This window comes from Saccharopolyspora spinosa NRRL 18395 (genome assembly GCF_000194155.1).
Classification (GTDB): domain Bacteria; phylum Actinomycetota; class Actinomycetes; order Mycobacteriales; family Pseudonocardiaceae; genus Saccharopolyspora; species Saccharopolyspora spinosa.
The window spans coordinates 397,178-421,308 of the sequence record NZ_GL877878.1 but is presented as its reverse complement, the minus strand read 5'-3'; the positions used below and the strand labels follow the sequence as shown (position 1 = coordinate 421,308).

Below are 24,131 nucleotides of genomic sequence, written 5' to 3'. Positions count from 1 at the left end.
TTACTCCGCCTTCCCCGCGAGCTCGCGAGCCCGAGTCCGCGCCCAGCCCTCGGCCGCGAAGACCTCGTCCAAGCCCGCCGGATCGCTGCGCCACTGATCTGCGCCGGCGAGCACCTCACCCACAGTTTGCACGATTCCGGTGAAGCGAAGTCGGCCATCGACGAAGGCCGCGAGCGCTTCTTCGTTCGCCGCGTTGTAGATCGCGGGCAGGCAACCGCCGCCGGAGCCCGCAGCCCGGGCCAGCTCGACAGCCGGGAACGCCTCGTTGTCCACCGGCTCGAAGGTCCACTCCTGCGCCTGCTCGAAGGTCAGCGCCGGGGCGGCCTTGGGCACCCGGCGCGGCCATTCCAGGCTCATCGCGATCGGGATCCGCATGTTCGGCGGGCTGGCCTGGGCGATCGTGGCGCCGTCCACGAAGGTGACCATCGAGTGCACGATCGACTGCGGGTGCACCACGACGTCGATCCGGTCGTAGTCGATGCCGAACAGCAGGTGCGCCTCGATCAGCTCCAGACCCTTGTTGACCAGTGTGGCCGAATTGATGGTGACCACGCTGCCCATCGACCAGGTCGGGTGGGCCAGCGCTTGCTGCACCGTGACGTCCACGAGCTCGTCGCGCTTGCGGCCCCGGAACGGGCCGCCGGAGGCGGTCAGCACCAGCCGTTCCACCTCGTCGGAACGACCCCCGAACAGGCACTGCGCCAGCGCGGAGTGCTCGGAGTCGACCGGCACGATCTGGCCGGGGGCGGCGCCCTTGAGCACCAGCGCACCACCCGCGATCAGCGACTCCTTGTTGGCCAGCGCCAGCTGCGCGCCGGTCGCCAGCGCGGCCAGCGTCGGCTTGAGACCGCGCGAGCCGTCGACGCCGTTGAGCACCACGTCGGCGGGGGTGGACTCGATGAGGTCGGTGACCGCCTCCGGCCCGGCCAGCAGCCTGGGGAGGCGGAATTCACCGGCCGCGTAGCCGCGCTTCTGGGCCTCGGCGTAGAGGGCGAGCTGGACGTCTTCGACGGCGGTGCCCTTGGCGACCGCGACCGCCGGGACGTCGAACTCCAGCGCCTGTTGCGCCAGCGCCTGCGGGTCGCTGCCGCCCGCGGCCAGCCCGGCGACCCGGAACCGGCCGGGGTTGTGCCGGATCACGTCTAGGGCCTGGGTACCGATCGAACCGGTCGAGCCGAGCACCAGCACGGTGCGGGGGTCGCCGGGTGCGCTCTGATTCGGGGTGTCGGCGTGCATCACGGTCATTGTCCCCGAAGAAGGTGAGCACCCGTCGCTCGCGGTGCGCAAATCACTTCCGGGGCTCACGATCAGGTGGTAGGCCCCGGCCGGGTGAACCGGATGACGTGAGGAGAACCGCAATGGGCATCATCGGATGGATCGTTCTCGGCCTGGTCGTGGGGGCAATCGCGAAGGCGATCATGCCGGGCAAGGACCCGGGCGGGATTCTGGTCACCATGCTGCTTGGCGTGGTGGGCGCGTTCGTCGGCGGGCTGCTCGGCAACTGGATCTTCGGCGTCGGCATCGACCGGTTCTGGTCGCTGAGCACCTGGATCCTGGCCATTGTCGGCTCGGTCATCGTGCTGGGCATCTACCGCGTGATCGTCGGCCGCAAGGCGGTGCAGCGTTAGGAGCGAGCCCACCGTCCTCGGCGCGGGGTGTTGCGGAAATCGCTTCCGCAACACCCTTTTCGCTGATCGCAGGGGGGCAGGTGCGCGCTCGGGCACCGAGGGCGTGTGCGAGGATGGGGGCAATGTGGATCGCCGGACGGCGGTCTGCACACCTAGTAACGTCTTCCGGCCTGGCGGCCGGCGTGGCACAGGAGGGGAACGTGGCGAGCACCGAGCTGGAGAAGAAGCCCGGCCAGGCCATCGACCCGGCCGAGGAACCGTCGGTCGAGTGGGGCTGGCACGGCGGTTTCCCGAAGGGCACCCAGTTCATGGGCTGGTTCTCGGTCGTCGCGTGCCTGGCCATGCTGATCGGCAACCACCAGGGCGTCCTCAGCGGCGGCGGGCAATTCAAGACCGAGGACGGCTACCTGGTCTTCATCGCGGCGGTCCTGGTCATCGGCCTGCTGATCGACCTGCGCAAGAAGCGGACCGCCTGGCGCCGCTGACGCGCCGAAAGCATGAAAGAACGCCGCCCCGGTCACCGGGGCGGCGTTCTTTCATGAGTGCGCTGGTTCTCCTCGACCCAGCCCGACCAGGACGCCGTCTTGGAGGCGGTTTCCTGGTGTTTTCTTCTGAAGCGGCGCAGCGGCTCAGCCCACCCGCGCAACCGGCACCGCGCACGTGTGCGTCGAGGATCCCGCAGCGAGCAGGCGTCCGAGGTTCCGCTACCCGCACCGCCGCGCAGAAGGAGCCTGGAAGCAGCGATTCACGGGTTGATGCCGGTGAGGACTGTGACGTGCTCCTCGGTGAGATCCGTCATCGCGGCCCGCACGCCTTCCCTGCCGACGCCCGACTCCTTCACCCCGCCGTAGGGCATCTGGTCGGCGCGGAAGCTCGGCACGTCGCCGATGATCACGCCGCCGACCTCCAGCTCCGACGACGCGCGGAAGGCCAGCTGCAGGTCGCGGGTGAACACCCCGGCTTGCAGGCCGTAGCGGGAGGCGTTGACCTTCTCGAACGCCTCGTCCATCGAATCGACCGGCGCGATGACCAGCACCGGCCCGAAGACCTCCTCGCAGGAGACCTTCGCGTCCTCCGGTGCGTCGGCCAGCACCGTCGGCGCGTAGGTCGTGCCCTCGCGGGTGCCGCCGGTGAGCACCCGGGCGCCCGCCGCGACGGCTTCGCCGACCCACTGCTCGACGCGCTCCGCGGCCGCCAGGTCGATCAGCGGCCCGACCTTGGTGGCCGGGTCCTTCGGGTCTCCGGTGCCCTGCGCCTCGACGGCCTTGACCACCCGGGCGGTCAGGTCGTCGACGATGTCGCGGTGGGCGTAGACGCGCTGTACCGAGATGCAGGACTGGCCGCCCTGGTACACCGCGAAGGTGGCGATGCGCTCGGCGGCGTATTCGAGGTCCGCCCAGTCCGAGTTGACGATCACCGCGGCGTTGCCGCCGAGTTCGAGGGTGACGTGCTTGCGCGGGGCCGAGTCGCGGATGCCCCAGCCGACCGGCCCGGAACCGGTGAACGACACCACCGGCAGCCGCGGGTCCGCGACGAGCTCGGCGGCCTTCTCGTTGGTGGTCGTCACCACCGACCAGGACCCGGCGGGCAGCTCGGTCTCGGCCAGGATCTCGCCGAGCAGCAGCGCGGACAGCGGGGTCTTCGGTGCGGGCTTGAGCACGATCGGGGTGCCGACGGCGAGCGCCGGGGCGACCTTGTGCGCGACCAGGTTGAGCGGGAAGTTGAACGGCGAGATGCCGAGCACCGGGCCGCGCGGGATCCGGCGGATCAGCGCCATCCGGCCCGTCGCACCCGCATCGGTGTCGAGCCGCTGCAGCTCGCCGGAGAAGCGGCGGGCTTCTTCCGCGCCCCAGCGGAAGGTGGAGACGGCGCGGGCGACCTCGCCGCGCGCCCAGGTGATCGGCTTGCCGTTCTCGGCGGTGATCAGCTGTGCGATCTGCTCGGCCCGCTCGGTGAGGCGGCGGCTCACGTGGTCCAGCGCCGCCGCGCGCGCGTGCGCGGGCAGTTCGGCGAACTCGCGGCGGACCGCGTGCGCGGCGGCGACGGCCCGCTCCACATCGGCGTCGGTGGCGTAGCACGTGGTGGCGACTGCCGCGCCGTCGTAGGGATGACGCACCTCGAAGGTCGCGTCGCTGGTCAACCGTTCGCCAGCGACCCAGTACCCGGTGACCGATGACATCGGCTGCCTCCTGTTGATTTTCGTCCTCGCCGCGACGCTACGGCCGCGCCCCGAGCCACCGGCACTGCCAATCCGTCCACCGCCGCCCGCAACCATGTCCAAACCGTCACCCCACCCCGCTCGGCTAGCGAAGGGCACCTCGACCGGTTGGCAGGTCGCGCAGACCGGGCGCACCGGCGCGGGCGTCTTGCTCGCGCGAAATCGCCAACCCGGGGCACGCCATCAGCGCATCTTCGCTGGGGCGGGCGAAGGTGCCCATCAGCCGCGAGACGGCGCTCGACCGGGCCGGAGTGACCGGCCCGGTCGCGGGGCGCACGCGATGGGGTGAACCACCTCCACCACGTCGGCGCCGACCACGTTCAGGTCGGCCAGCCCCCGCACCACTTCGAGCAGCTCGCGGCTGGACAGCCCGCCGGATTCGGGGGTTCCGGTGCCCGGCGTGTACGCCGGGTCCAGCACGTCGATGTCGATGGACGGGTACACCGGCCGTATCCCGAGCCGCGTGCGGATCCGCTCGATGATGGTGTCCGGCGGCGTCCGGGCGAACTCACGGGAGTTCGGCCCGGCACCCGTCCGTATCCGACGGCCGCGACGTCGGCGATGACCAGGTCCGCGATGAAGGCCTCCGGGGTAATCCCGGCGGTGCGCTACACCCCGGCGGTCAGCACCACCTCGCCGCCGCGCAGGAACCGGCCGGGCGCCTTGATCTCGATGGTGTGCACCCAGCGGATCGGCCGGTCCACCCGGCCGCGCACCCGCACCTGCAGGGCGAGTCCCGGCAGGTTCAGCAGATCTTCGACGAGCACGGCGCCACCCCCGTCACTCGCCGGGCCGGTCCAGGATTTGCAGCGCCAGCCACAGCTCCGCGCGCACGCCGGGCTGGTCCAGGCTGCGCCCGAGCAGCTCCTCCACCTTGCGCACCCGGTTGCGCAGGGTGTGCCGGTGCACGCCCAGCCGGTTGGCCGCCGGATCCCACTGCCCGTGGTGCGCCAACCAGGTTTGCAACGACTCGATCAGCGCGTCCTGCCCGCGCAGCGGGGCGAGCAGGGCCTCGGCGAACCCCTGGGCATCGGTGCCGGGCACCAGGTTCAGCAGGCCGTATCCGGCGAGGTCTCCGAAGTGCACCGCGGTGCCGCTGCGCTTCGCCGCACGCGCCGCCTGCTGCGCCTGGCGGAGGCCTTCGGCGAGCCCGGCCACCTCGCACGGCTCGGACACGCCGACGGCCACGCCAGGCTGGCCGGTGAGCCAATCGAGCGCGCCGCCATCGACGAGCCCCACCACGGTGTCGCCGTGTTCGGCCAGGTAGGCGGGGGCGCTTGGCTGGTCCGCCGCCAGCCGGGTGAGCAGCTCGTCGCGGTCGCGGGCACCGGCCAGCGCCACCACCCGGAACGGCTCGGGCGGCAGCTCGGCGTGCAGGTCGGGGAGCACGTCCTGCACCGGCTCGCCGCGGAGCATCAGGTCCAGGAACCCGGCGCGCAGCCGACGACGGGCGGTGGCGAGGGCCTCGACCTGCTCCAGCGCCAAGGTCAGCAGCGAGGCGGCCGAGTTGATCACGTGGTGGTCGGTGGTGGCGAACGGCCCGCCGCGGCCGACGGCCAGGAAGCCGCGCGCCCGGCCACCCAGCGCCTGCATGCTCACTTCCTGATCGCCGAGCGAGAACCCGGCGGCGGTCAGGCCGCGCTTCGCGCGCACCTTAGCCACTTCCGGCTCCAGCTGCGGCAGCCGGGAACCCGCCGCCGCCGGGGCGCTGTGCAGGAGCCGGCCACCGGCGTCGAGCAGCAGCACCCACGCGTCCAAAAGCGTCGCGAGCTTGCGGACCAGGGTGGCCACGCCGTTGGTGGTGCCGGCCGCCTGCGCGAGTTCATGCTGGGCGCGGCTGGTGTGGCGCAGGCTCGCGTACTCGTCGGCCGAGACGGCGCGCGAAACGGCTTTGCTGATCGCGATGAACGGCGTCGGGCGGGGCACTTCGAGCAGCGGCAGCCCGGCGGATTCCGCAGCCGTCACGAGCTCGGCAGGGATCTCCCGGTGGCTGAGCCCGACACCGAAACCCAGCCCCGCGACGCCGACCGCGGTGAGCCGCTCGACCAGCCCCGCGCAGTCTTCCGGACGCAGCGCCAGGCCGGTCGTCAGCAGCAGTTCGCCGCCCTCCAGGAACGGGGCTGGATCCGCCAGCTCGCTGGTGTGCGCCCACGCGATCGGGCGGTCGAACGCCCGTGCACCGGCCCTCGCGGCGAGCCCCAGCTCGGCGTCGGCGACCAGGTCGCGAACCGTCAACGGCACCGGCCACCTCCTGACATTGTGTCGAATCCGAAAATCCGAGTTAACCAGATCGTCCACTGTTCGGTTCAGGGCACCGGGGGCGACTCTGGTCTCAGGACGTATGCGACCGAAGCCTGCTCCAAGCGGAGATAGCCGCTTGCGGTGCGGGGGCTCAATCTGCTGCAGCCACTTTCGAAACAGTTCTCAGGAGGTCCCCACCGTGACCGTTTCCCCTGCCCGGGCGGCACTGCCGCAGGCACGCGTGCTGCGCACCGAGATCCCCGGCCCGAACTCCCGCGAACTCCAGCGGCGCCGCACTGCGGCGGTGTCGACGGGCGTGGCCAGCGTGCTGCCGGTCTTCATCGCCGAGGCCGCCGACGGCGTGCTGCACGACGTCGACGGGAACTCGCTGATCGACCTCGGTTCGGGCATCGCCGTCACGAACGTCGGCAACGCCGCGCCGGAGGTCGTCGAGCCCGTGCGCCGCCAGGTCGGCGAGTTCACCCACACCTGCTTCATGGTGACGCCGTACGAGAACTACCTGCAGGTCTGCGAGGAACTCGCGGCGCTCACCCCGGGCGACCACGAGAAGCGCAGCGCGCTGTTCAACTCGGGCGCGGAAGCGGTGGAGAACGCCGTCAAGATCGCGCGGCGCGCAACCGGGCGGCAGGCGATCGTGGTGCTCGACCACGCCTACCACGGGCGCACCAACCTGACCATGTCGCTGACCGCGAAGTCCGTGCCGTACAAGCACGGTTTCGGCCCGTTCGCGCCGGAGATCTACCGGATGCCGACGTCGTACCCGGCGCGGGATTCGCGCACCGGCGAGCAGGTTGCGCGGGAGGCGATCGACCGGATCGAGAAGCAGCTCAGCGCCGACACCGTCGCGGCCGTACTGATCGAACCGATCCAGGGAGAGGGCGGATTCATCGAGCCAGCGGCCGGATTCCTGCCCGCGATCTCGCGATGGTGCACCGACAACGGCGTGCTGTTCATCGCCGACGAGATCCAGACCGGCTTCTGCCGCACCGGCGCGTGGTTCGCCTGCGACCACGAGAACGTGGTCCCCGACCTGATCACCACGGCGAAGGGCATGGCCGGCGGTCTGCCGCTGGCCGCGGTGACGGGCCGCGCGGAGCTGATGGACGCGATGCCGCCGAGCAGCCTGGGCGGCACCTACGGCGGCAACCCGGTCGCGTGCGCGGCCGCGCTCGGCGCGATCCGCGCGATGCGCGAACGGGACCTGGCCACGGCCGCGCACGACATCGGCGACCTGGTGTTCCCCCGACTTCGCGAGCTCGCCGAGACCACCGACGCGATTCTCGACGTGCGCGGCCGGGGCGCCATGATCGGCATCGAGTTCGTCAAACCGGGCACCCCCGATCCGGACCCCGAGGTGACCGCGAAGATCGCGAAGGCCTGCCACGCCCAGGGCGTCGTGATCCTCACCTGCGGCACCTACGGCAACGTGATCCGCCTGCTGCCGCCGCTGGTCATCGACCACGCCCTCCTCGAAGAAGGCCTGGCGGTCCTGGAAGAAGCCATCCGCGAGCACACGCGGTGATCGACCGGGACGCGGGCGATCTGCCGGGGGGACAGCCGCCCGCGGCCCCATCCATCACGCAGGCGACGCGAAGGAAGCGGAACGCCAGCTGACGAAAGAACCACCCAGCACGGCGCGGACACCGGGCGCACCTGCGGCCAGGCGAGTTGTGGGCACACACCCGGTCCGCTGGTTTGTCGCTGGGAGATCGGGCTTGCCTGCGGCGCTCCGCCTCGACGCGCCAGTCATGACAGCCGACAAAGCTTGGCGGGACGTCGACGTTCGAGTTCCGGTCCAGCTTCTGCGCTGACATCTTGAGCGGTTGTGCCGGAACAACTGCTCACGACCGCATGGGGGCTCGGTCGGTGCGCGCCGTTCGGGGGCTGGGCGGCGCGCACCGGCCGTGCACGGGTCGGGGTTCATCCGGCCCCGGCCCGAGTCTTTCAGCGCAGCTGGTGCCGGGCGAAGAACTGCATGATGATCGGCGTCGCATCGACGACCGCCGGCGCGGAGGCCTTGCCGCAGCCGGTTGACGGCAGAGGATCGTCGGTCACGCGAGCCGGTTCGGCCTGCGCGGGCAAGCCACCCAGCGCCATCATGGCCACGCCGACCGCGACCAGCAACCGTCCACTTCGGATCAAACGGGGAGAGTGGCGGGCGAACACCCGTTTCGCACGGTCAGGCACCATTGCCTCCCACCTCGATCAACTCGGGTGCAAGGATCGTGGACCTCCGAAGCCCGCCGGTCAGCATTGCGTTCATTGCGTTCACGGGTCGCTCGAAGGGCGCGGCGTTGCGCACCGCCCACTCGGCGAAGGTGCGGGGCAGGCGCGCGAGGACCCGCTCGACGTCCCGACTCACCTGCCGCTCAGCGGCTTTCGGTTCGCCCAGGATGCGGAGGGTGGACTCCACGACCGGCTCTGGCATGAACCGCAGCCTGCGTTCGGGCCTGCACTCTCGACCGGCCCGGCCGGTAGGAGAAGCCCTGAGAAGCCCGTCATCCCAAGGAAATCAGCCCTCGGCGGCGAGTTGGCCGCAGGCCGCCGCGATCTCCTGGCCGCGGGTGTCCCGGACCGTGCACGAGACACCCGCGGCACGAACCCGGCGGACGAACTCCCGCTCCACCGGCTTCGGGCTGGCGTCCCACTTGCTGCCCGGCGTCGGGTTCAGCGGGATCAGGTTGACGTGCGCGAACGGCCCGAGGTGGCGGTGCAGCAGCTTGCCGAGGAGATCCGCGCGCCACGGCTGGTCGTTGATGTCGCGGATCAGCGCGTACTCGATCGACACCCGGCGCCCGGTGTGGTCGGCGTAGCCGCGGGCCGCCTCCAGCACCTCCGCGACCTTCCAGCGGTTGTTCACCGGCACCAGCGAGTCACGCAGCTCGTCGTCCGGGGTGTGCAGCGACACCGCGAGCGTGACGTGCAGGTTCTCCGCGGTCATCTTCTTCATCGCGGGCACCAGCCCGACCGTGGACACGGTGACCGACCGCTGCGAGAGGCCCAGCCCCTCCGGCGCCGGGTCGCAGATCCGGTGCACCGCGTTGATCACCCGCCGGTAGTTGGCCAGCGGCTCGCCCATGCCCATGAACACGACGTTGGACAGCCGACCGGGCCCGCCCTGGACCTCGCCGTCGCGCATCGCCGCCGCGGCCGAACGCACCTGGTCGACGATCTCGGCGGTCGACAGGTTGCGCTGCAGGCCGCCCTGCCCGGTGGCGCAGAACGGGCACGCCATCCCGCAGCCGGCCTGGCTGGATATGCACACAGTCGCGCGGTCCGGGTACCGCATCAGCACGCTTTCCAGCAGCGTGCCGTCGTGCGCGCGCCAGAGCGTCTTGCGGGTGGTGCCGTCGTCGGTGTTCAGGTGCCGGACCGGACTCAGCAGCGGCGGCAGCAGGTGCTCCGCGAGCTTCGCGCGGCTGGCCGCCGGGATGTCGGTCATCGACTCCACGTCGGCGTTGAGCCGGCCGAAGTAGTGGTGCGCGAGCTGCTTGGCTCGGAACGGCTTCTCCCCCAACTCGGTCACCGCGGCGCGCCGTTCGTCGGCGGAGAGGTCGGCGAGGTGTCGCGGCGGCATGCCACGGCGCGGGGCGTCGAAGACGAGTGGAAGGGAAGTCGCAGACATAGCGTCCACAAGTGTCCCACGGCGCGAAACGACCTTGGTGGCCGGGCGACACCGCGCGAACACGCGGGGCACACGCTTCGTTCACGGGCCGGGGGTCGCCCGTATCGTGCAAGTATGACGAGTATGGCCGAGCGCCCCTCGCCGTCCGTTGAGGACTACCTCCGGGCGATCTACGGGCTCAGCGAACGGGGCGTGCCCGTCACGAACGCCACCCTGACCCAGCGGCTCGGCCTGAGCCCTTCTTCGGTGTCCGGGATGATCAACAAGCTGGCGCAGCTCGGCCTGGTCACCCACGTCCGATACCGCAGCGTCGAGCTGACCCCGGAGGGCCGCCGGCTGGCCTGCGACGTGCTGCGCCGACACCGGCTGATCGAGCTGTTCCTGGTCGAGGAGCTCGACTACAGCTGGGACGAGGTGCACCGGGAGGCCGACGCGCTGGAGCACGCGGTGTCCGACGAACTGGTCGCGCACATCGCCGCCAAGCTCGGCAACCCCACCCGTGACCCCCACGGTGACCCGATCCCGACCGCCGAAGGCACCGTGGAGAAACCCGCGACGCTGCTGCTGGACCAGGTCGAGCCCGGCACGATCGGCACCATCGCACGGGTCTGGGACACCGATTCGGAGCTGCTGCGCTACCTCACCGAACACGGCATGACACTGGGCTCGCGGATCGAGATCGTGGAGCGCAAGCCCTTCGGCGGGCCGCTGGTGGTGCGCGTCGGCGAGCCGCCGCGGGACGAAACCCATTTCGTGGGCAACGAGATCGCGGCAGCGCTATCGATCAGCGTGCACCGGTGACCCCTCGGTGGTGAGCCGGGAGGCGACCGTGCGGGATGCGACCACTCGCGACGCCGCCCGCTCCAGCGGATCCGCGGGCGGATCGTCGCCGTAGATCTGCTCGGTCACCAGGCGTCCGTGCAGCTCGTCGGTGCGGTGCGCGCCCAGCACCGCCAGCAGCAGGTCGAACCGGCTGTCGGTGAGAGCCACCACGACGTAGCAGAATCCGGCGAGACCGGCGAACACGAGACCGGACACCCACCACACCGAAGCGCCCTGGACCAGGAACATCACGGCCAGGGCGAGCATCAGTCCGGACGCGAAGGCCATTCCGCGGGCGATGGTCACCTGCTTCAGCATCGACCGGAACGCCGGGTACTGGTGGCAGAGCTGCTGGATGATGCGGGCCCGCTCGTGGCGGTCGATTTGCGCAAGCCGGCTCAGGCCCGCGGTGACCGGCTTCGCCGCGCGGTTGGCCATGGCTGCTCCTGTAACCCTGGTACGTGCTTCGATCGGGTTCTCCGGCATGCGACTACGCACGCTGAGTCACCTCTACTAGTCGATCACGCGGACCGTCCAGTAGCAAGGCGTCATTCGGGGGCGTTCCCATTGCGGAAAAGACACCGAACAGTAACGCCCCCGCGCGGCCGAACCGGCTTGATCCACCACGCGTGTTTTCCGGACCGGCGCAACGGTCACCCTGAGGTAACCGACCATTGACCGCCTCTGCGGCGTGCGCTTCGAAGGAGTAGCGATGGCCATCGCAGTGGGTGCGCCTGCCTGGGTGGATCTGGCCACCCACGACGTCGCCGACGCCAGGGACTTCTACACCGGCCTGCTCGGCTGGCACTGGATCCAGCGCCCGGACTACAACATCGCCTTGAAGGAGCACAAGCCGGTCGCCGGGTTGCTGCTGCCGGAGACCGATACGCCGACCGCCTGGACGCTGTACCTGGAGTGCGGCTCGGCGCGCCGAGCGGTGGAGCGCATCCGCGCGCTCGGCGGAAAGGTGCTGGTCCCGCCGACGGAAACGCCCGCCGACGAGACGTTCCTGGTGGCCGAGGATCCATCCGGCGCGACCATCGGACTGTGGGAAGCACCGCCCAACGGCACCTTCGGCCGCGACCACGCGGGCATGCTCTGCTGGGCGGAGCTGCATACCCGCGACGGTTCTTCCGCCGATCCCTTCTACGCCGAACTGCTGGGCTACCGGCAGGAGCAGATCGGCGAGCCTGGCGACAGCTTCGACTACACGGTCTGGTACGTCGACGACCTGCCAACCGTGGGCCGCTTCGAGACCAGCTCGGCGCTGCCCGAGGACGTGCCCGCGCACTGGCAGCTGTACTTCCAGGTCAACCCCGACAACGACACCGACGCCGCAGCGGCGAAAGCGGTGGAGCTGGGTGGCAAGGTGCTGCGCGAACCGTCCGATTCCCCGTACGGCCGGCTCGCCCTGCTCCAGGACGTCGTGGGAGCCACGTTCTTCATCATGGACACCGCCCAGCGCACCGGGGAGTGACCCGCGCACCTGCTCGCACCGACGCGAACCTGGATGTTTGGCATCCAGGTCATGCGGATGGGCGAAGGGGTCGAGTGGGGACTGCGCTGCTGCCTCACGTTGGCGTGGCTGGACGACGAGCCGGTGCCGACCGCCCGCCTCGCCACCCATTTTGATCAGTGGAGCACCGGCGGAAGCGTCGCTGGTCGTTTCGCTGAACGCCTCGGCGATCTACCTGGGAATCGGCGCCGGAACCCTCGGCGGCGGCCTACTGCTCACAACGAGCCCAGCCCTCGTCGACACCGCATCAACCGTCGTCGCCGCAACCGCAGCGCTCTTCCTCGCGATCACCCGAACCACCGGCGACTGATCCCAGCGCGCCCGGGCGTTGGCGCAGTTCCGGTTCCGATCAGCGGAATCACGGCAGCTGCTACACAGCCGACTAGCGGCACCGACTCCTCCATGTGCTCCAGCACTGCCCTGTCACCGGGGAGATCACCTGCGAGCACCAGTTCTTCGCCGAGCACCCAACGAACCCCCAGGCAACGCCGCTGCTCCCCGGGGAATGCTCCAGCCCGGCGAGCGCAGCGCAAGCGCGCGCCGCCCCCCGGCACCATCAGCGACGCAGCCGATTCCACCTACCGGAAGTACGTCGGTCCGCTAGACGTTGACCGGATCGCGAGCCCACCGCTCAGGCGCGCAACAGGCCCGCCGGCTTGCGGCGGGTGCGGAGGCGGTAGCCGACCGGGATCGTTCGGCCGGGCGTCTCGCGGGCTGCGCGGGCGGCGACCTTCGCCGAGAACTCGATGCCCAGCACCGCTTCGAGGGTTTCCCGGTCGTCGAAGCGCCACAGGGTGTCCACCGGGGCGCTGTCGAAGTCGTGGCGTTCGAAGAACGACTCGATCGCATCCGGATCGATCTGCGGAGCATCCGCTCGCATCCAGTCCCCGTACGGCGGACGGGACGCGTCGAGGTCGACGATCGCGATCATCCCGCCCGGGCGGAGCACCCGCTCCGCCTCCGCCAGGCCCGGTTCACAGCCGGCACCGAAGAAGTACGCGGTGCGGGCGTGCACCAGGTCGACGCTGGCGTCGGCGAGCGGCAACTGCTGGGCGGGCGCGACCCTGACGTCCACACCAGGAGTTCCGGCCAGCCGGCCGCGAGCGCGTTCGGCCAGCGGCGGATGCGGTTCGACGCCGATCACCGTCCGGGCCGTGGCGGCGAACAGCGGCAGGTGAAAGCCGTCGCCGCAGCCGATGTCGACCACGTCGCGACCGGCCCACTCGCAGCGCTCCCGCAGCGCCCGCCACAACGCGCCGGTGGAGTCCTGGGCCCGGTTCTCGATCTCGAAGAGCTCCGGCCAATGCCAGATGTTCGGGCTCGGCGTCACCTGCGGCCGGGCCGGCTTCCGCCAGGTTCGCATCACTGTCCTTGAACCGGTTAGTCCTTCGTCTTCGAAGCGGCGCAACCGACCGCTCCCAGGTACCCGACACCGAGCGTTGACGCAATGCCGAGCAGCGGGTTCCTCAGGTCGGGATCAGCCAGAAGAGCATCATCCAGGCGGCCGCGGCCGACGGCAGCAGGGAATCCATCCGGTCCATCAGGCCGCCGTGCCCGGGCAGGAGGTTGCCCATGTCCTTAATGCCGAGATCGCGCTTGATCAGCGATTCCATCAGATCGCCCAGCGTCGCGGTGCCCACCAAGGCAGCCCCGAACAGCGCGCCCTGCCACCACTGACCGTCGAGCATCAACGTCACCGAGAGGACGCCGGCCACCACACCGACCAGCATCGACCCACCGAAGCCCTCCCAGGACTTCTTCGGGCTGATCTTCGGTGCCATCGGATGCTTCCCGAACAGCACGCCGAACGCGTAGCCACCGGTGTCCGAAGCGACGACACCGATCACGAAGCACAACGCCCGGAACGCGCCGTCCTCCGGCCGCACCAGCATCGCCGCGAAAGCGGCGAACAGCGGTACGTAGGCAGCGGTGAACACCGACGCGGTCACGTCCCGCACGTAGCCGTCCACGCCGTGCCGGAACCGCCACGCCAGGCATGCCAGCACGGTTATCACGAACGCCACCAGCGTCCCGCGCAGCCCGAAGGGCCACGACAGCCACAGCATGGCCTGCCCACCCACCAGCACCGGGACCAGCGAGATGCGGATGTCGGCTCCGCGCTTGAGCGCGCTGGCCAACTCGACGGTGGACACCGCCACCGCGGCGGCCACGATGCCGATGAAGACGAACCGCACCATCAGCAGGGAGAGGATGATCGCGGCACCGAGCACTACCCCGACGCCGATGGCGGCACGGAGATCGCGTCCGGCCCGGGAAGGACGCGAAGGCGGGTCCGGGCTGCCAGCGGACATTCCGGACTCACCTTCGCATTGGCCGGCCGTCACCACTCAGACCTCTAGCAGCTCTGCTTCCTTGTGCTTGACCAGCTCGTCGATCTGGGCGACGTAGCGGTGGGTGAGGTTCTCCAACTCCTTCTCACCGCGAGTGCCCTCGTCCTCGCCGGCCTCGCCGTCCTTGACGATCCGGTCGATCTCTTCCTTCACCTTGCGGCGGATGCCCCGCAGGGTGATCTTGCCTTCCTCGCCCTTGTGCTTGGCGAGCTTGACCATCTCCTTGCGGCGCTCCTCGGTCATCTGCGGGATCGCCACCCGGATGAGCTGGCCGTCGTTGGACGGGTTCACGCCGAGGTCGGAGTCGCGGATGGCCTTCTCCATAGCCGCCAGCTGGCTGGCGTCGTAGGGCTTGATGACCACCAGCCGCGCCTCCGGCACGGAGACGCTGGCGAGCTGGTTCAACGGCGTCGGCGAACCGTAGTAGTCGACGACGATGCCCGAGAACATCGCGGGGTTCGCGCGGCCGGTGCGGACGGTAGCCAGCTCGTCCTTGGCCACCTCCACCGCCTTTTGCATCTTCTCCTCGCCTTCGAGAAGAGCTTCGTCGATCACGGCTGCTCCTTAAGTCTGCCGACCGGTGGACATTCGTAGTGTCGCCTGCTGCGCGGCGCGCCCCCAGTGCGGGCCCGCCGCAGATCAGGATCCAGCACCCTCAGGCCGACGGAGCGTCCGGGGTGCTGACCAGCGTGCCGATCTTCTCACCGCCGACAGCGCGGGCGATGTTGCCTTCTTCCAGCAGGTTGAACACCAGGATCGGCATTTGGTTGTCCATGCACAGGCTGAAGGCGGTCGCGTCGGCGACCTTCAGCCCGCGTTCCAGCACCTCGCGGTGCGTGATGCTATCGAACAGCTTCGCGTCCGGGGTGGTCTTCGGGTCGGCGGTGTAGACGCCGTCGACCGCCTTGGCCATCAGCACCACCTCGCAGCCGATCTCCAGCGCCCGCTGCGCCGCAGTGGTGTCGGTGGAGAAGTACGGCATGCCGGTGCCGGCACCGAAGATGACCACACGTCCCTTCTCCATGTGCCGCATCGCGCGCCGCGGGATGTACGGCTCGGCGACCTGCCCCATAGTGATCGCGGTCATCACCCGGGTGTCGATGCCGTGCTCACGCTCCAGGAAATCCTGCAGCGCCAGGCAGTTCATCACCGTGCCCAGCATCGCCATGTAGTCACCGCGCGCGCGTTCCATGCCGCGCTGCTGCAGTTCGGCGCCGCGGAAGAAGTTGCCGCCGCCGATCACGATGGCCACCTCGACCCCGTCGGCGACGATCTCGGCGATCTGCCGGGCGACCGTGCCGACCACGTCCGGGTCGATCCCGACGCTGCCCCCGCCGAACATCTCGCCGCCCAATTTGAGCAGCACCCGGCTGTAGCCGCGCTTCGCTGGGCCGTCGTCGGTCACTGGTTCCTCCCGCGAGGTTCGATATGGCTTGAAGTTTGCGCGGATTGGCCCGCTCGCCGACAACGGCGCCGCGCCAGGCGCCGCGATCTTGCGAAAGCGCCCCGCCTTGCGAACGAAGGCGGGGCGCTGGTGCCGTGGCTGGCGGCCGTGACCGGTTCACCACAGCCGGTGAACCTGCGATGCCGCCCGGCGTGCCGCCGAACAGCGACCGATCAGGCCTGGCCGACCTCGAACCGGACGAAGCCGGTGACGGTCACGCCGGCCTCGTCGAGCAGGGCCTTGACGGTCTTCTTGCTCTCCTGCACGGACGACTGGTCCAGCAGGGCGTTCTCCTTGAAGAACCCGTTCAGGCGACCCTCGACGATCTTCGGCAGCGCCTTCTCCGGCTTGCCCTCGGCCTTCGCGGTCTCCTCGGCGATGCGCCGCTCGTTGGCGACGATGTCCTCCGGGACGTCGTCGCGGCTGAGGTACTTCGGCTTGAGCGCGGCGACCTGCATCGCGGCACCCCGCGCTGCGTCGGCATTGTCACCGGTGTACTCGACCAGCACGCCGACCGCCGGGGGCAGGTCCGCGGACCGGCGGTGCAGGTAGGTGGCCACCTCGCCGTCGAACTTTGCGACGCGGCGCAGCTCCAGCTTCTCGCCGATCTTGGCGGACAGCTCCTGGATAACCTCGGAGACGGTCTTGCCGTCCAGCGGGGCCGCCAGGGCGGCTTCCAGGTCGGCGGCACCGGCGGCCTGGACCGCGGCGACGACCTTGCTGGCCAGCTCGATGAACTCGTCGTTCTTGGCGACGAAGTCGGTCTCGCTGTTCAGCTCGATCAGCACGCCGCCGTCGGCGGCGACCAGGCCCTCGGCGGTGGCGCGCTCGGCACGCTTGCCCACGTCCTTGGCGCCCTTGATGCGCAGGCTCTCGACGGCCTTGTCGAAGTCGCCGTCGGCCTGCTCAAGAGCCTTCTTGCAGTCCATCATGCCGGCGCCGGTCAGCTCGCGAAGACGCTTGACGTCGGCCGCACTGAAGTTCGCCATCGTGCGTTATCCGTCCCTCTTAGTACGCAGCTTCGAAGGTCTTGCAGACATCGGCCGGGCCGCGTCCCGTGGCGTTCAACCAGCTCAGTGGGGATGCGAACCCGGCCCGGGTGGCACCCACCAGGTTGCCTGGCGGGTAGCCGGACCGCGCCGCGCGCCGACCGCGTGACCGGCGCGCGGCAAGCGGACTCAGGACTGCGCGGCCTGCTCGCCGCCCTCGGTGGCCTGGCCGGAGCCGGCCAGCAGCTCCTTCTCCCACTCGGCCAGCGGTTCGCCACCGGCCGGCTTCTCCTCGCCCTCCGGGGCACCGTTGGTGCGGCCACTGCGGGCCATCAGGCCCTCGGCGACACCGTCGGCGACCACGCGGGTCAGCAGGGCGGCGGAGCGGATCGCGTCGTCGTTACCCGGGATCGGGTAGTCGACCTCGTCCGGGTCGCAGTTGGTGTCCAGGATCGCGACGACCGGGATGCCCAGCTTCCGGGCCTCGCCGACGGCGATGTGCTCCTTCTTGGTGTCCACGATCCACACGGCGCTGGGCACCTTGCTCATGTCGCGGATACCGCCGAGGGTCTTCTCGAGCTTGTCCTTCTCGCGGGTCAGCATCAAGATTTCCTTCTTGGTGCGGCCCTCGAAGCCCCCGGTCTGCTCCATCGTCTCGAGTTCCTTGAGACGCTGCAGACGCTTGTGGACGGTCTGGAAGTTGGTGAGCATGCCACCCAGCCAGCGCTGGTTGACGAACGGCATGCCGACCCGCAGGGCCTGCTCGGCGATCGCTTCCTGCGCCTGCTTCTTGGTGCCGACGAACAGGATCGTCCCGCCGTGTGCGACCGTCTGCTTGACGAAGTCGAACGCCCCGTCGATGTAGGTCAGCGTCTGCTGCAGGTCGATGATGTAGATGCCGTTGCGCTCGGTGAAGATGTAGCGCTTCATCTTCGGGTTCCAGCGCCGGGTCTGGTGCCCGAAGTGCACGCCGCTATCGAGCAGCTGCTTCATGGTGACGACGGCCATAGCCTGATTCGCACCTCTTGAGTCAGGCGCGCCGCTTGGCGCGCGATCCGGTTGCCGCGGCGGACCGGGTGGCCCGTCGCCCTGGTACCCACCCGGCCGCCCCCACCCGGGCTCGGCGAAGAGCTCGGGACCGCGAGGGCGCCGGTACCCTGCCGGGAGCAGCAGCGTCCGAAGCGTCGAACTAGTTGCTGTTCCAACCGGTGGCCGACCACGAAGTCGGTCTACCTGCTCAAGCTGGGCGTGCGGGCACGCGAAGTCGGTCCGTGCGGACACGAAACCGCGCTGACAGTGTACTGGACGCCCCGGCTGACCCGATCGTGGACTGCGAGTTGTCCACAGCCGCCGGGTTTGTCCACAGATCTTGATTTCCCCCTGTTCACCCGGGCCACCCGCGGCCACGGTTGCACCATGCGCCTGTTGATCTCCGTCCTCATCTGCTGCAGTGCCGCCGGGCCCCTCGGCCTCACCGCAACGCTCGTCGAGCCGCCACCCACGGTGTCAGCACGACCGCGTGCTGCGCCGGAGCCAGCGCCGCCGGTAGCCGCGCGGTTCGGCTGGCCGCTGGCACCGCCGCCTGCCGTCACGCGACCGTTCGAGGCCCCGGAGCACACCTTCGGCCCAGGTCACCGCGGTGTCGACCTCGCAGGAGAGGTCGGCCAGCCGGTGTTGGCGGCCGGGGACGGCATGGTCGTCTACGCGGGCTGGATGGTGGATCGCAACCTGGTGTCGATCGAGCACGCCGGGGGCCTCCGCACCACATACGAGCCGGTCGCGCCGGGAGTCGCGGTCGGCGACCAGGTCACCCGGGGACAGCCCATCGGCCATCTGGAGCCAGGCCACCCGGGGTGCACCGCCGAACCGCCCCGGGCCTGCCTGCACTGGGGCGCCCGGCAGCGCCGGGACTACCTCGACCCGCTACGCCTGCTCGGCTTCGGCCACGTCCGGCTGAAACCGTGGCGATGACGTCGTATCCGTGGTGATTCCGGGGGAGCACGAAACGTCGATTTCCCTGGTGTCTCGCGGAGAGCCGCTGCGGTGGGAAGTGGCCTTGATGTTCCGTCACCCGCACCGCCGCGCAGAACAAGCCCGGAACCGGCCTCTGCAGCAGGTCAGGCCTGTTCGGTGAGCTTGGTGCGGAGGCGGAGGACCGCGCGGGTGTGCAGCTGGCAGACCCGCGATTCGGTCACGCCGAGCACCTTGCCGATCTCGGCCAGGGTCAGGTTCTCGAAGTAGTAGAGGGTGACCACCACGCGGTCCCGCTCGCTGAGCCGCTCCACGGCCTCGGCCAGCTGGCGCCGGCTGTCCCGGTCCACCAACGCCGCCACCGGGTCCTCGGCCCGGTCGTCGGGCAGCGTCTCGGCCAGCGAAGCCTGCGCCGGACCCGCGCCGATCAGGTCGTCGAGCGCGATCACGCTGGTCATCTGCAGCTGCGCGAACAGCTCCCGCAGCTCATCGAGGGACAGCTCCAACTCGCTGGCCAGCTCGGCATCGGTCGCGGTGCGCTGCAGCTTCGCCTCGAGGCGCTCCAGCGCCCGCTCCACATCGCGGGCCCGGCTGCGCACCGACCTCGGAACCCAGTCCTGGGCGCGCAGGTCGTCGAGGATGGCGCCGCGGATGCGCTGCATCGCGTAGGTCTCGAACTTCAGACCGCGCTCCGGTTCGAACTTCTCTATCGCGTCGACCAGCCCGAATATCCCGGACTGGATCAGGTCGGAGACGTCGACGTGCGACGGCAGACCGGTGCCAACCCGGCCGGCCACGTACTTGACCAACGGGGCGTAGTGCAGCACCAACCGGTCCCGCAGTTTCTGGTCGCGACGCTGGCCGAATGCCTGCCACAACGCGACTATTCCGGCCTCGACCTCGTCGCCGCTGCGGTGATCCGCGCCGGTCGCAGGCCCGGCGGACGCAGTGGATTCGGTGGAATCGGCGGACGCGGCGGACGCGGCGGGCTCAGCGGTCGCCACGGACAGCCTCCGACACGATGCGCGGTCGCCGACATGGCCGTTGGTCGAGCCGCCTTGATCACGGGCGGTCACCGATACCGAGGTCGATCTCGCGGCCACCGTGTCGGCGTCGCCCCCGGCGTGGTCAGGAACGGGGGTGAGTTCGGTCATGGATCGCCTTCAGCCGTTCAACGGTCACGTGGGTGTAAAGCTGGGTCGTTGCGAGCGTAGCGTGACCAAGCAACTCCTGAACGCTACGGAGGTCAGCACCGCCCTCCAACAAATGGGTCGCGGCCGAGTGACGCAGCCCATGCGGTCCGACATCCGGCGCACCGGACACCACGCCGACCGCGTCGTGCACAGTGCGTCGCACCGCACGCGGGTCGAGCCGTCCACCTCGGACACCCAGGAACAATGCGGCACCGGACGATTCTCTGGCCAGTTTCGGCCGGCCATCGGAAAGCCAGCGCCCGATCGACTGATCCGCAGGTACGCCGAAGGGCACGGCGCGTTCTTTGTCTCCTTTACCGATCACGCGGATCAGCCGGCGCTCGCGGTCGACGTCGTCGACGTCGAGCCCGCAGAGCTCGGCGACGCGAACCCCGGTGGCATACAGCAGTTCGAGCACCGCGTAGTCCCGCAATGCCACCGGATCCCCCTGTTCCGCACCCACCGCAGAAGCCTGCATCGCCGAACCCGCTTGGTCAACGCGCAGCACTGCGGGCAGCTTCCGCTGCTTCGATGGCACCGCCAGCCGCGGCCCCGGGTCGACGGGCAGCAGCCCGCCGCGGAACGCCCACGCGGTGAAGGTGCGGGCCGAGGCGGTCCGCCGGGCCAGCGTCGCCCGGCTCGCGCCGTGCGCGTGCTGCGCAGAAAGCCATTCCCGCAGGACGGAAATGTCCAGTGCAGCAGGGGTTCCGCCGTTCTCCGAGGCGGCCAGGTGCGCCAGCAGCGAGACGACGTCACCGATGTATCCGCGAACGGTGTGCGCGGACAACCCGCGTTCCGCAGCGAGATGTCGTTCGAACGCGTCGACTGCGGTGCCGAGCGACTCGGGCAGTTTCGCCCGAGCCACTCGTAGATCCGGTCTTCGCGGTTCGGCGGAACGTGGGCGGGCCATACGTCGAAGCTGGCCCTCGCACCGGCATCGGTCAAGCATCGCCACGCCGAATCATGATCACTTGAATGGTGCGCGATTCGGCTTGCGCCGTGGAAGTTCAGCTGTCAGCACGTGATCGCGTGATCACTCCGTCGCGGACCACCCCCCTTCGGACCTGGTCACGAACCCGGCCAGTTCCAACTCCGGCAGCAGCGCCCGGACTTTGCCCAACGGCAGCCCCGAGTCCCGCGCCAGCTCGTCCGCGCTGGCGCAGTCCGTACCGGTCAGAGCATCGTGCAGGCGTCGCGCATCCGGATGCAGCCCATCGGTGCGGCGGTGCTGGGCAGGGATTTCGACCGCTGGCAACGCGCCGAGCGGGCTCAGCGCCTCCAGGACCTCCTGGGTGCGGGTGACCAGCACGGCCTGCCCAGACCGGACCATCCCGTGGCAGCCCACGGAATTCTTCGACGTCACGGGCCCGGGCACGGCCAACACGGGCCTTCCCAACGCATCGGCGGTGTTCGCGGTGTTGGCCGCGCCGCTGCGAGCGCTGGCCTCGACCACGACGGTGGCTTGGCCCACCGACGCGATCAGCCTGTTCCGGACCAGAAAACGGTGCTTCCGAGGCGGCGTACCCAGCGGATATTCGCTCACGACGACACCTTGATCGGCGATGACGCGCAGCAACCTGCCGTGCCCCGCCGGGTAATCGACGTCAACGCCGCAGGCGAGGAAGGCAACCGTCAAACCTCCCGCTGCGAGAGCACCTCTGTGCGCGGCTCCGTCGATGCCGTACGCAGCCCCGGAGACCACAGTGAACCCCGCGGTCGCCAGCTCGTGGCCGAACTCCGCCGCCACGTGCTCGCCGTAGCCGGATGCCGCTCTGGCACCGACCACGGCCACCGCCTGCTCCGCCGCTTCGGACAGCACCGCCTTGCCGCGGACCCACAACGCGATCGGCTCGGCCATCCCCGGCAGGTCGATCGATCTCGCCCCGGACAGACCGTCGAATGCCCCGCGCGGCCATTCGGGGTCCTCCGGCACGACCAGCCGGACACCGGCGGACTCGGCGGCCGCCAGGAGCTGTTCGCCCGAGACGTGCCATCGCCGCGCCTCGACCTCCGCCGCGACGTCCGGCGGTGCCTTCTCCCGCTGGATCAGGCCGACCGCCCGGCACGGGCCGCGCTCCGCGACGAACCCGGCCAACGCCGGGGCCGGCGGCTCGGCAACGGCGGCCAGGAAAGCCCTGGCGGCCAGCAATTCCCGCTTCGCCTTCTCCCCCATCACGGTCCACCTCGTCATCACGCCGCCCTCCTGTCCCGGAACTCCAAGGCTGCCGCCACGTGCTCCGGACCCGGTTGATCACTCCCGTCGAGGTCGGCCAGCGTCCAGGCCACCCGCAGGCACCGGTCTGCGCCCCGCGCCGTGATCGCGCCGACCTCCAGCCCCCGGTCCAGCAGTCCAGTCGCCTCGACCGGCAGCGCGAACTCCCGCCGCAGCACCGGCCCCGGGACCTCGGTGTTGGTCTGCCACCCGTGCGCGGACCACCGCTCCCGCGCTGCCGCCCGCGCGTCCTCCACCCGCTTGCGCACCGCCGCCGTGCCCTCCGGCTCGGCGCCGCTGTGCACGGTCATCGCGGTGATCGGACGCATCCGAACCCGCAGGTCGACCCGATCCAGCAGCGGCCCGGACAACTTTCCGAGGTAGCGCCGCCGGACCTGCGGCGGGCACTGGCAGTCCAGGTCGCGAGCCGGCGCGCACGGGCACGGATTCGTGGCCAGGACCAGCTGGAACCGCGCCGGGTAGCGCAGCGTGCCGTCGCGCCGGGCCAGCCGGACCTCGCCTTCCTCCAGCGCCGTTCGCAAGGCCTCCAACCGTTTCGCCCCGAGCTCGCAGGCCTCATCCAGAAGGAGAACCCCTCGATGCGCCCTGCTCACCGCGCCCGGTTTCGCCAGTCCGGTGCCGCCGCCGATCAGTGCCGGGATCGACAGCGTGGGGTGCGGCGCCACGAACGGCGGGGTCCGGATCAGCGCGGTCCCTGGCAGGTCGCCGGCCACCGAGCAGATCGCGGTGACCTCCAACGCCTCGGGCGCGGTCAGGCTCGGCAACAGCCCGCACAGCCGCTTGGCCAGCATCGTCTTGCCGGTGCCCGGCGGCCCGACCATCAGCAGATGGTGGCCGCCCGCCGCGGCGACCTCCAGCGCCCACCTCGCCTCGGGTTGCCCCAGCACGTCGGAAAGGTCCGGCACGTCTTCGGCAGGCGGCTGGTCGACCGGCGGCGGTCGGCGATCAAGCTCGCCGAGTTCGCGCAGCCAGCCGACGACGTCCCGGAGGTGCCCGGCGCCGAGCACCTCGATGCCTTCCACCAGGTGCGCCTCGGCCAGTCCCTCGGCGGGTACCACCGCCCGGCGCATGCCCGCCCGGCGAGCGGCCAGGAGCGCGGGCAGCAGGCCACGGACCGGCCGGATGCGCCCGTCCAGGGCCAACTCGCCGAACAACACCGTGCCCGCCAGCCGGTGCGGCGGCACCAGTTCCGCCCCGGCCAGCACCGCGCAGGCCAGCGCCAGGTCGTACGACGTACCGGTCTTGGGCAGCGCGGCCGGCGACAGCGCCAACGTCACGCAGCTCGCTGGCCAGTCCTCCTTGCAGTTCTGGATCGCCGCGCGCACCCGGTTCTTCGACTCCTGCAGCGCCGTGTCGGGCAGGCCAAGGAGCTGCACAGATGGCAACCCACCCTTGCGCACGTCGGCTTCTACCTCGACGAGCACGCCGTCCACTCCGAACAGCGCGACCGCCCAGGTCCGTCGCAGTGCCATCTAGAACACCCCCTCCAAGTGCTTGATGCGCGGCTGCTTGCCCGGCGGCCACAGCACCGCCACGACGTCGAACCGCACCCGGCAACCCACCAGGCCACGCGCCGCCAGCCAGGACTGCGCCACGCCCCGGATCCGGTTGATCTTCTCCGGCACGATCGCGTAGCTCGGTCCGCCGTAGTCCATGCCGGAGCGCGCCTTGACCTCGCAGCACACCACGGTGTCGCCGTCGGTGGCGACGATGTCGAGTTCTCCTTGCGGGCATTGCCAATTCCGGTCCAACACGGTCAGGCCGCAGCGTTCCAGGAGCGCTGCCGCCAGCCGCTCCCCCTCGGCGCCCAACGCATGTCTGCGGCCCCTGGTGTCGTCATCGGACAGCTGACCCACGACCTTCTTCCGGCGCACGGCTT

26 protein-coding genes and 1 pseudogene are annotated in these 24,131 nt (G+C 70.2%); 7 read left to right on the top strand and 20 right to left on the bottom strand.

Going from position 1 to position 24,131, the window contains the following annotated elements:
* On the bottom strand, positions 1-1,245 hold the full coding sequence (gene dxr, locus SSPN_RS0102120; RefSeq protein WP_010306071.1) for a 1-deoxy-D-xylulose-5-phosphate reductoisomerase: 1,245 nt from the start codon (positions 1,243-1,245) through the stop codon (positions 1-3).
* A gap of 113 nt (positions 1,246-1,358) precedes the next feature.
* On the opposite strand from dxr, the gene SSPN_RS0102115 reads away from it, so the two are divergent.
* The gene (locus SSPN_RS0102115) at positions 1,359-1,628 is read left to right on the top strand and encodes a GlsB/YeaQ/YmgE family stress response membrane protein (protein WP_010306067.1); all 270 of its coding nucleotides are present in this window, start codon (positions 1,359-1,361) and stop codon (positions 1,626-1,628) included.
* Between the two features lie 200 nt (positions 1,629-1,828).
* A complete protein-coding gene (locus SSPN_RS0102110; RefSeq protein ID WP_010306064.1) occupies positions 1,829-2,113 on the top strand; it encodes a DUF2631 domain-containing protein in 285 nt (94 codons plus the stop codon).
* A 260-nt stretch (positions 2,114-2,373) separates the two neighbouring features.
* Here the strand turns inward: SSPN_RS0102110 and SSPN_RS0102105 are convergent, their stop codons facing one another.
* The 4 genes and pseudogenes from SSPN_RS0102105 to SSPN_RS0102090 all read right to left on the bottom strand — a co-directional run bounded on the left by SSPN_RS0102105 (position 2,374) and on the right by SSPN_RS0102090 (position 6,087).
* A complete protein-coding gene (locus SSPN_RS0102105; RefSeq protein WP_010306063.1) occupies positions 2,374-3,807 on the bottom strand; it encodes an aldehyde dehydrogenase family protein in 1,434 nt (477 codons plus the stop codon).
* Between the two features lie 330 nt (positions 3,808-4,137).
* Positions 4,138-4,359, bottom strand: a pseudogene (locus SSPN_RS59120) (arginase family protein); the annotation flags it as partial.
* 95 nt (positions 4,360-4,454) lie between these two features.
* Entirely contained in the window at positions 4,455-4,613 is a 159-nt protein-coding gene (locus SSPN_RS57485) for a PucR family transcriptional regulator ligand-binding domain-containing protein (protein WP_010306056.1), read from the bottom strand.
* Positions 4,614-4,626: 13 nt separating this feature from the next.
* Positions 4,627-6,087 (bottom strand): PucR family transcriptional regulator, encoded by a 1,461-nt coding sequence (locus SSPN_RS0102090; protein WP_010306050.1) that lies wholly within the window; start codon positions 6,085-6,087, stop codon positions 4,627-4,629.
* Between the two features lie 199 nt (positions 6,088-6,286).
* On the opposite strand from SSPN_RS0102090, the gene gabT reads away from it, so the two are divergent.
* Entirely contained in the window at positions 6,287-7,630 is a 1,344-nt protein-coding gene (gabT, locus tag SSPN_RS0102085) for a 4-aminobutyrate--2-oxoglutarate transaminase (protein WP_010306046.1), read from the top strand.
* 422 nt (positions 7,631-8,052) lie between these two features.
* Here gabT and SSPN_RS0102080 read toward each other — a convergent pair whose 3' ends face one another.
* The 3 genes from SSPN_RS0102080 to rlmN all read right to left on the bottom strand — a co-directional run bounded on the left by SSPN_RS0102080 (position 8,053) and on the right by rlmN (position 9,733).
* Positions 8,053-8,232, bottom strand: coding sequence for a hypothetical protein (locus SSPN_RS0102080; protein WP_010306043.1), 180 nt, complete (start codon positions 8,230-8,232; stop codon positions 8,053-8,055).
* Between the two features lie 55 nt (positions 8,233-8,287).
* A complete protein-coding gene (locus tag SSPN_RS62045) occupies positions 8,288-8,536 on the bottom strand; it encodes a hypothetical protein (protein WP_010306040.1) in 249 nt (82 codons plus the stop codon).
* An 84-nt stretch (positions 8,537-8,620) separates the two neighbouring features.
* Positions 8,621-9,733 carry a dual-specificity RNA methyltransferase RlmN gene (gene rlmN / locus SSPN_RS0102070; RefSeq protein WP_029534879.1) on the bottom strand — a complete coding sequence of 371 codons (1,113 nt, stop codon included), beginning with the start codon at positions 9,731-9,733 and terminating at the stop codon, positions 8,621-8,623.
* Positions 9,734-9,856: 123 nt separating this feature from the next.
* Between rlmN and SSPN_RS0102065 the strand changes: the two genes are divergently transcribed.
* Positions 9,857-10,534 (top strand): metal-dependent transcriptional regulator, encoded by a 678-nt coding sequence (locus tag SSPN_RS0102065; RefSeq protein WP_010306033.1) that lies wholly within the window; start codon positions 9,857-9,859, stop codon positions 10,532-10,534.
* Here SSPN_RS0102065 and SSPN_RS0102060 read toward each other — a convergent pair.
* Positions 10,511-10,993 carry a hypothetical protein gene (locus tag SSPN_RS0102060; protein ID WP_010306030.1) on the bottom strand — a complete coding sequence of 161 codons (483 nt, stop codon included), beginning with the start codon at positions 10,991-10,993 and terminating at the stop codon, positions 10,511-10,513. The genes SSPN_RS0102065 and SSPN_RS0102060 overlap by 24 nt on opposite strands.
* Before the next feature lie 274 nt (positions 10,994-11,267).
* On the opposite strand from SSPN_RS0102060, the gene SSPN_RS0102055 reads away from it, so the two are divergent.
* Together SSPN_RS0102055 and SSPN_RS0102050 are read left to right on the top strand one after the other, a co-directional pair.
* Complete coding sequence (locus SSPN_RS0102055; RefSeq protein ID WP_010306026.1) at positions 11,268-12,032, top strand: VOC family protein; 765 nt, start codon at positions 11,268-11,270, stop codon at positions 12,030-12,032.
* 151 nt (positions 12,033-12,183) lie between these two features.
* Positions 12,184-12,381 (top strand): hypothetical protein, encoded by a 198-nt coding sequence (locus SSPN_RS0102050; protein ID WP_010306022.1) that lies wholly within the window; start codon positions 12,184-12,186, stop codon positions 12,379-12,381.
* Between the two features lie 321 nt (positions 12,382-12,702).
* Here SSPN_RS0102050 and SSPN_RS0102045 read toward each other — a convergent pair whose 3' ends face one another.
* From SSPN_RS0102045 to rpsB, 6 genes are all read right to left on the bottom strand, one after another.
* On the bottom strand, positions 12,703-13,434 hold the full coding sequence (locus SSPN_RS0102045) for a class I SAM-dependent methyltransferase (protein WP_010306018.1): 732 nt from the start codon (positions 13,432-13,434) through the stop codon (positions 12,703-12,705).
* Between the two features lie 103 nt (positions 13,435-13,537).
* Positions 13,538-14,383, bottom strand: coding sequence for a phosphatidate cytidylyltransferase (locus tag SSPN_RS0102040; protein WP_044573200.1), 846 nt, complete (start codon positions 14,381-14,383; stop codon positions 13,538-13,540).
* 36 nt (positions 14,384-14,419) lie between these two features.
* Positions 14,420-14,977 carry a ribosome recycling factor gene (gene frr, locus SSPN_RS0102035; RefSeq protein WP_010306009.1) on the bottom strand — a complete coding sequence of 186 codons (558 nt, stop codon included), beginning with the start codon at positions 14,975-14,977 and terminating at the stop codon, positions 14,420-14,422.
* Positions 14,978-15,077: 100 nt separating this feature from the next.
* Positions 15,078-15,827: a UMP kinase gene (gene pyrH / locus SSPN_RS0102030; protein WP_010306007.1), complete on the bottom strand. Its 750-nt coding sequence runs from the start codon at positions 15,825-15,827 to the stop codon at positions 15,078-15,080.
* Positions 15,828-16,039: 212 nt separating this feature from the next.
* A complete protein-coding gene (tsf, locus tag SSPN_RS0102025) occupies positions 16,040-16,855 on the bottom strand; it encodes a translation elongation factor Ts (protein WP_010306004.1) in 816 nt (271 codons plus the stop codon).
* 189 nt (positions 16,856-17,044) lie between these two features.
* Positions 17,045-17,863 (bottom strand): 30S ribosomal protein S2, encoded by an 819-nt coding sequence (rpsB, locus tag SSPN_RS0102020; protein ID WP_010306002.1) that lies wholly within the window; start codon positions 17,861-17,863, stop codon positions 17,045-17,047.
* A 408-nt stretch (positions 17,864-18,271) separates the two neighbouring features.
* On the opposite strand from rpsB, the gene SSPN_RS61405 reads away from it, so the two are divergent.
* Positions 18,272-18,826 carry a M23 family metallopeptidase gene (locus SSPN_RS61405; RefSeq protein ID WP_010305998.1) on the top strand — a complete coding sequence of 185 codons (555 nt, stop codon included), beginning with the start codon at positions 18,272-18,274 and terminating at the stop codon, positions 18,824-18,826.
* 146 nt (positions 18,827-18,972) lie between these two features.
* On the opposite strand, the gene whiG is transcribed toward SSPN_RS61405, so the two are convergent.
* The 5 genes from whiG to SSPN_RS0101990 all read right to left on the bottom strand — a co-directional run bounded on the left by whiG (position 18,973) and on the right by SSPN_RS0101990 (position 24,126).
* The gene (gene whiG / locus SSPN_RS0102010) at positions 18,973-19,980 is read right to left on the bottom strand and encodes an RNA polymerase sigma factor WhiG (RefSeq protein ID WP_010305995.1); all 1,008 of its coding nucleotides are present in this window, start codon (positions 19,978-19,980) and stop codon (positions 18,973-18,975) included.
* Positions 19,955-20,929, bottom strand: coding sequence for a tyrosine recombinase XerC (locus SSPN_RS0102005; RefSeq protein WP_029534876.1), 975 nt, complete (start codon positions 20,927-20,929; stop codon positions 19,955-19,957). The genes whiG and SSPN_RS0102005 overlap by 26 nt, the downstream gene beginning before the upstream one ends.
* 123 nt (positions 20,930-21,052) lie before the next feature.
* Positions 21,053-22,210 carry a DNA-processing protein DprA gene (gene dprA / locus SSPN_RS0102000; RefSeq protein WP_010305987.1) on the bottom strand — a complete coding sequence of 386 codons (1,158 nt, stop codon included), beginning with the start codon at positions 22,208-22,210 and terminating at the stop codon, positions 21,053-21,055.
* Positions 22,210-23,724, bottom strand: a complete 1,515-nt coding sequence (locus SSPN_RS0101995; RefSeq protein ID WP_010305984.1) for a YifB family Mg chelatase-like AAA ATPase — start codon at positions 23,722-23,724, stop codon at positions 22,210-22,212. Before SSPN_RS0101995 ends, dprA begins: the two co-directional genes overlap by 1 nt.
* The gene (locus SSPN_RS0101990) at positions 23,725-24,126 is read right to left on the bottom strand and encodes a YraN family protein (protein WP_010305980.1); all 402 of its coding nucleotides are present in this window, start codon (positions 24,124-24,126) and stop codon (positions 23,725-23,727) included.
* Positions 24,127-24,131 lie beyond the last annotated feature (5 nt).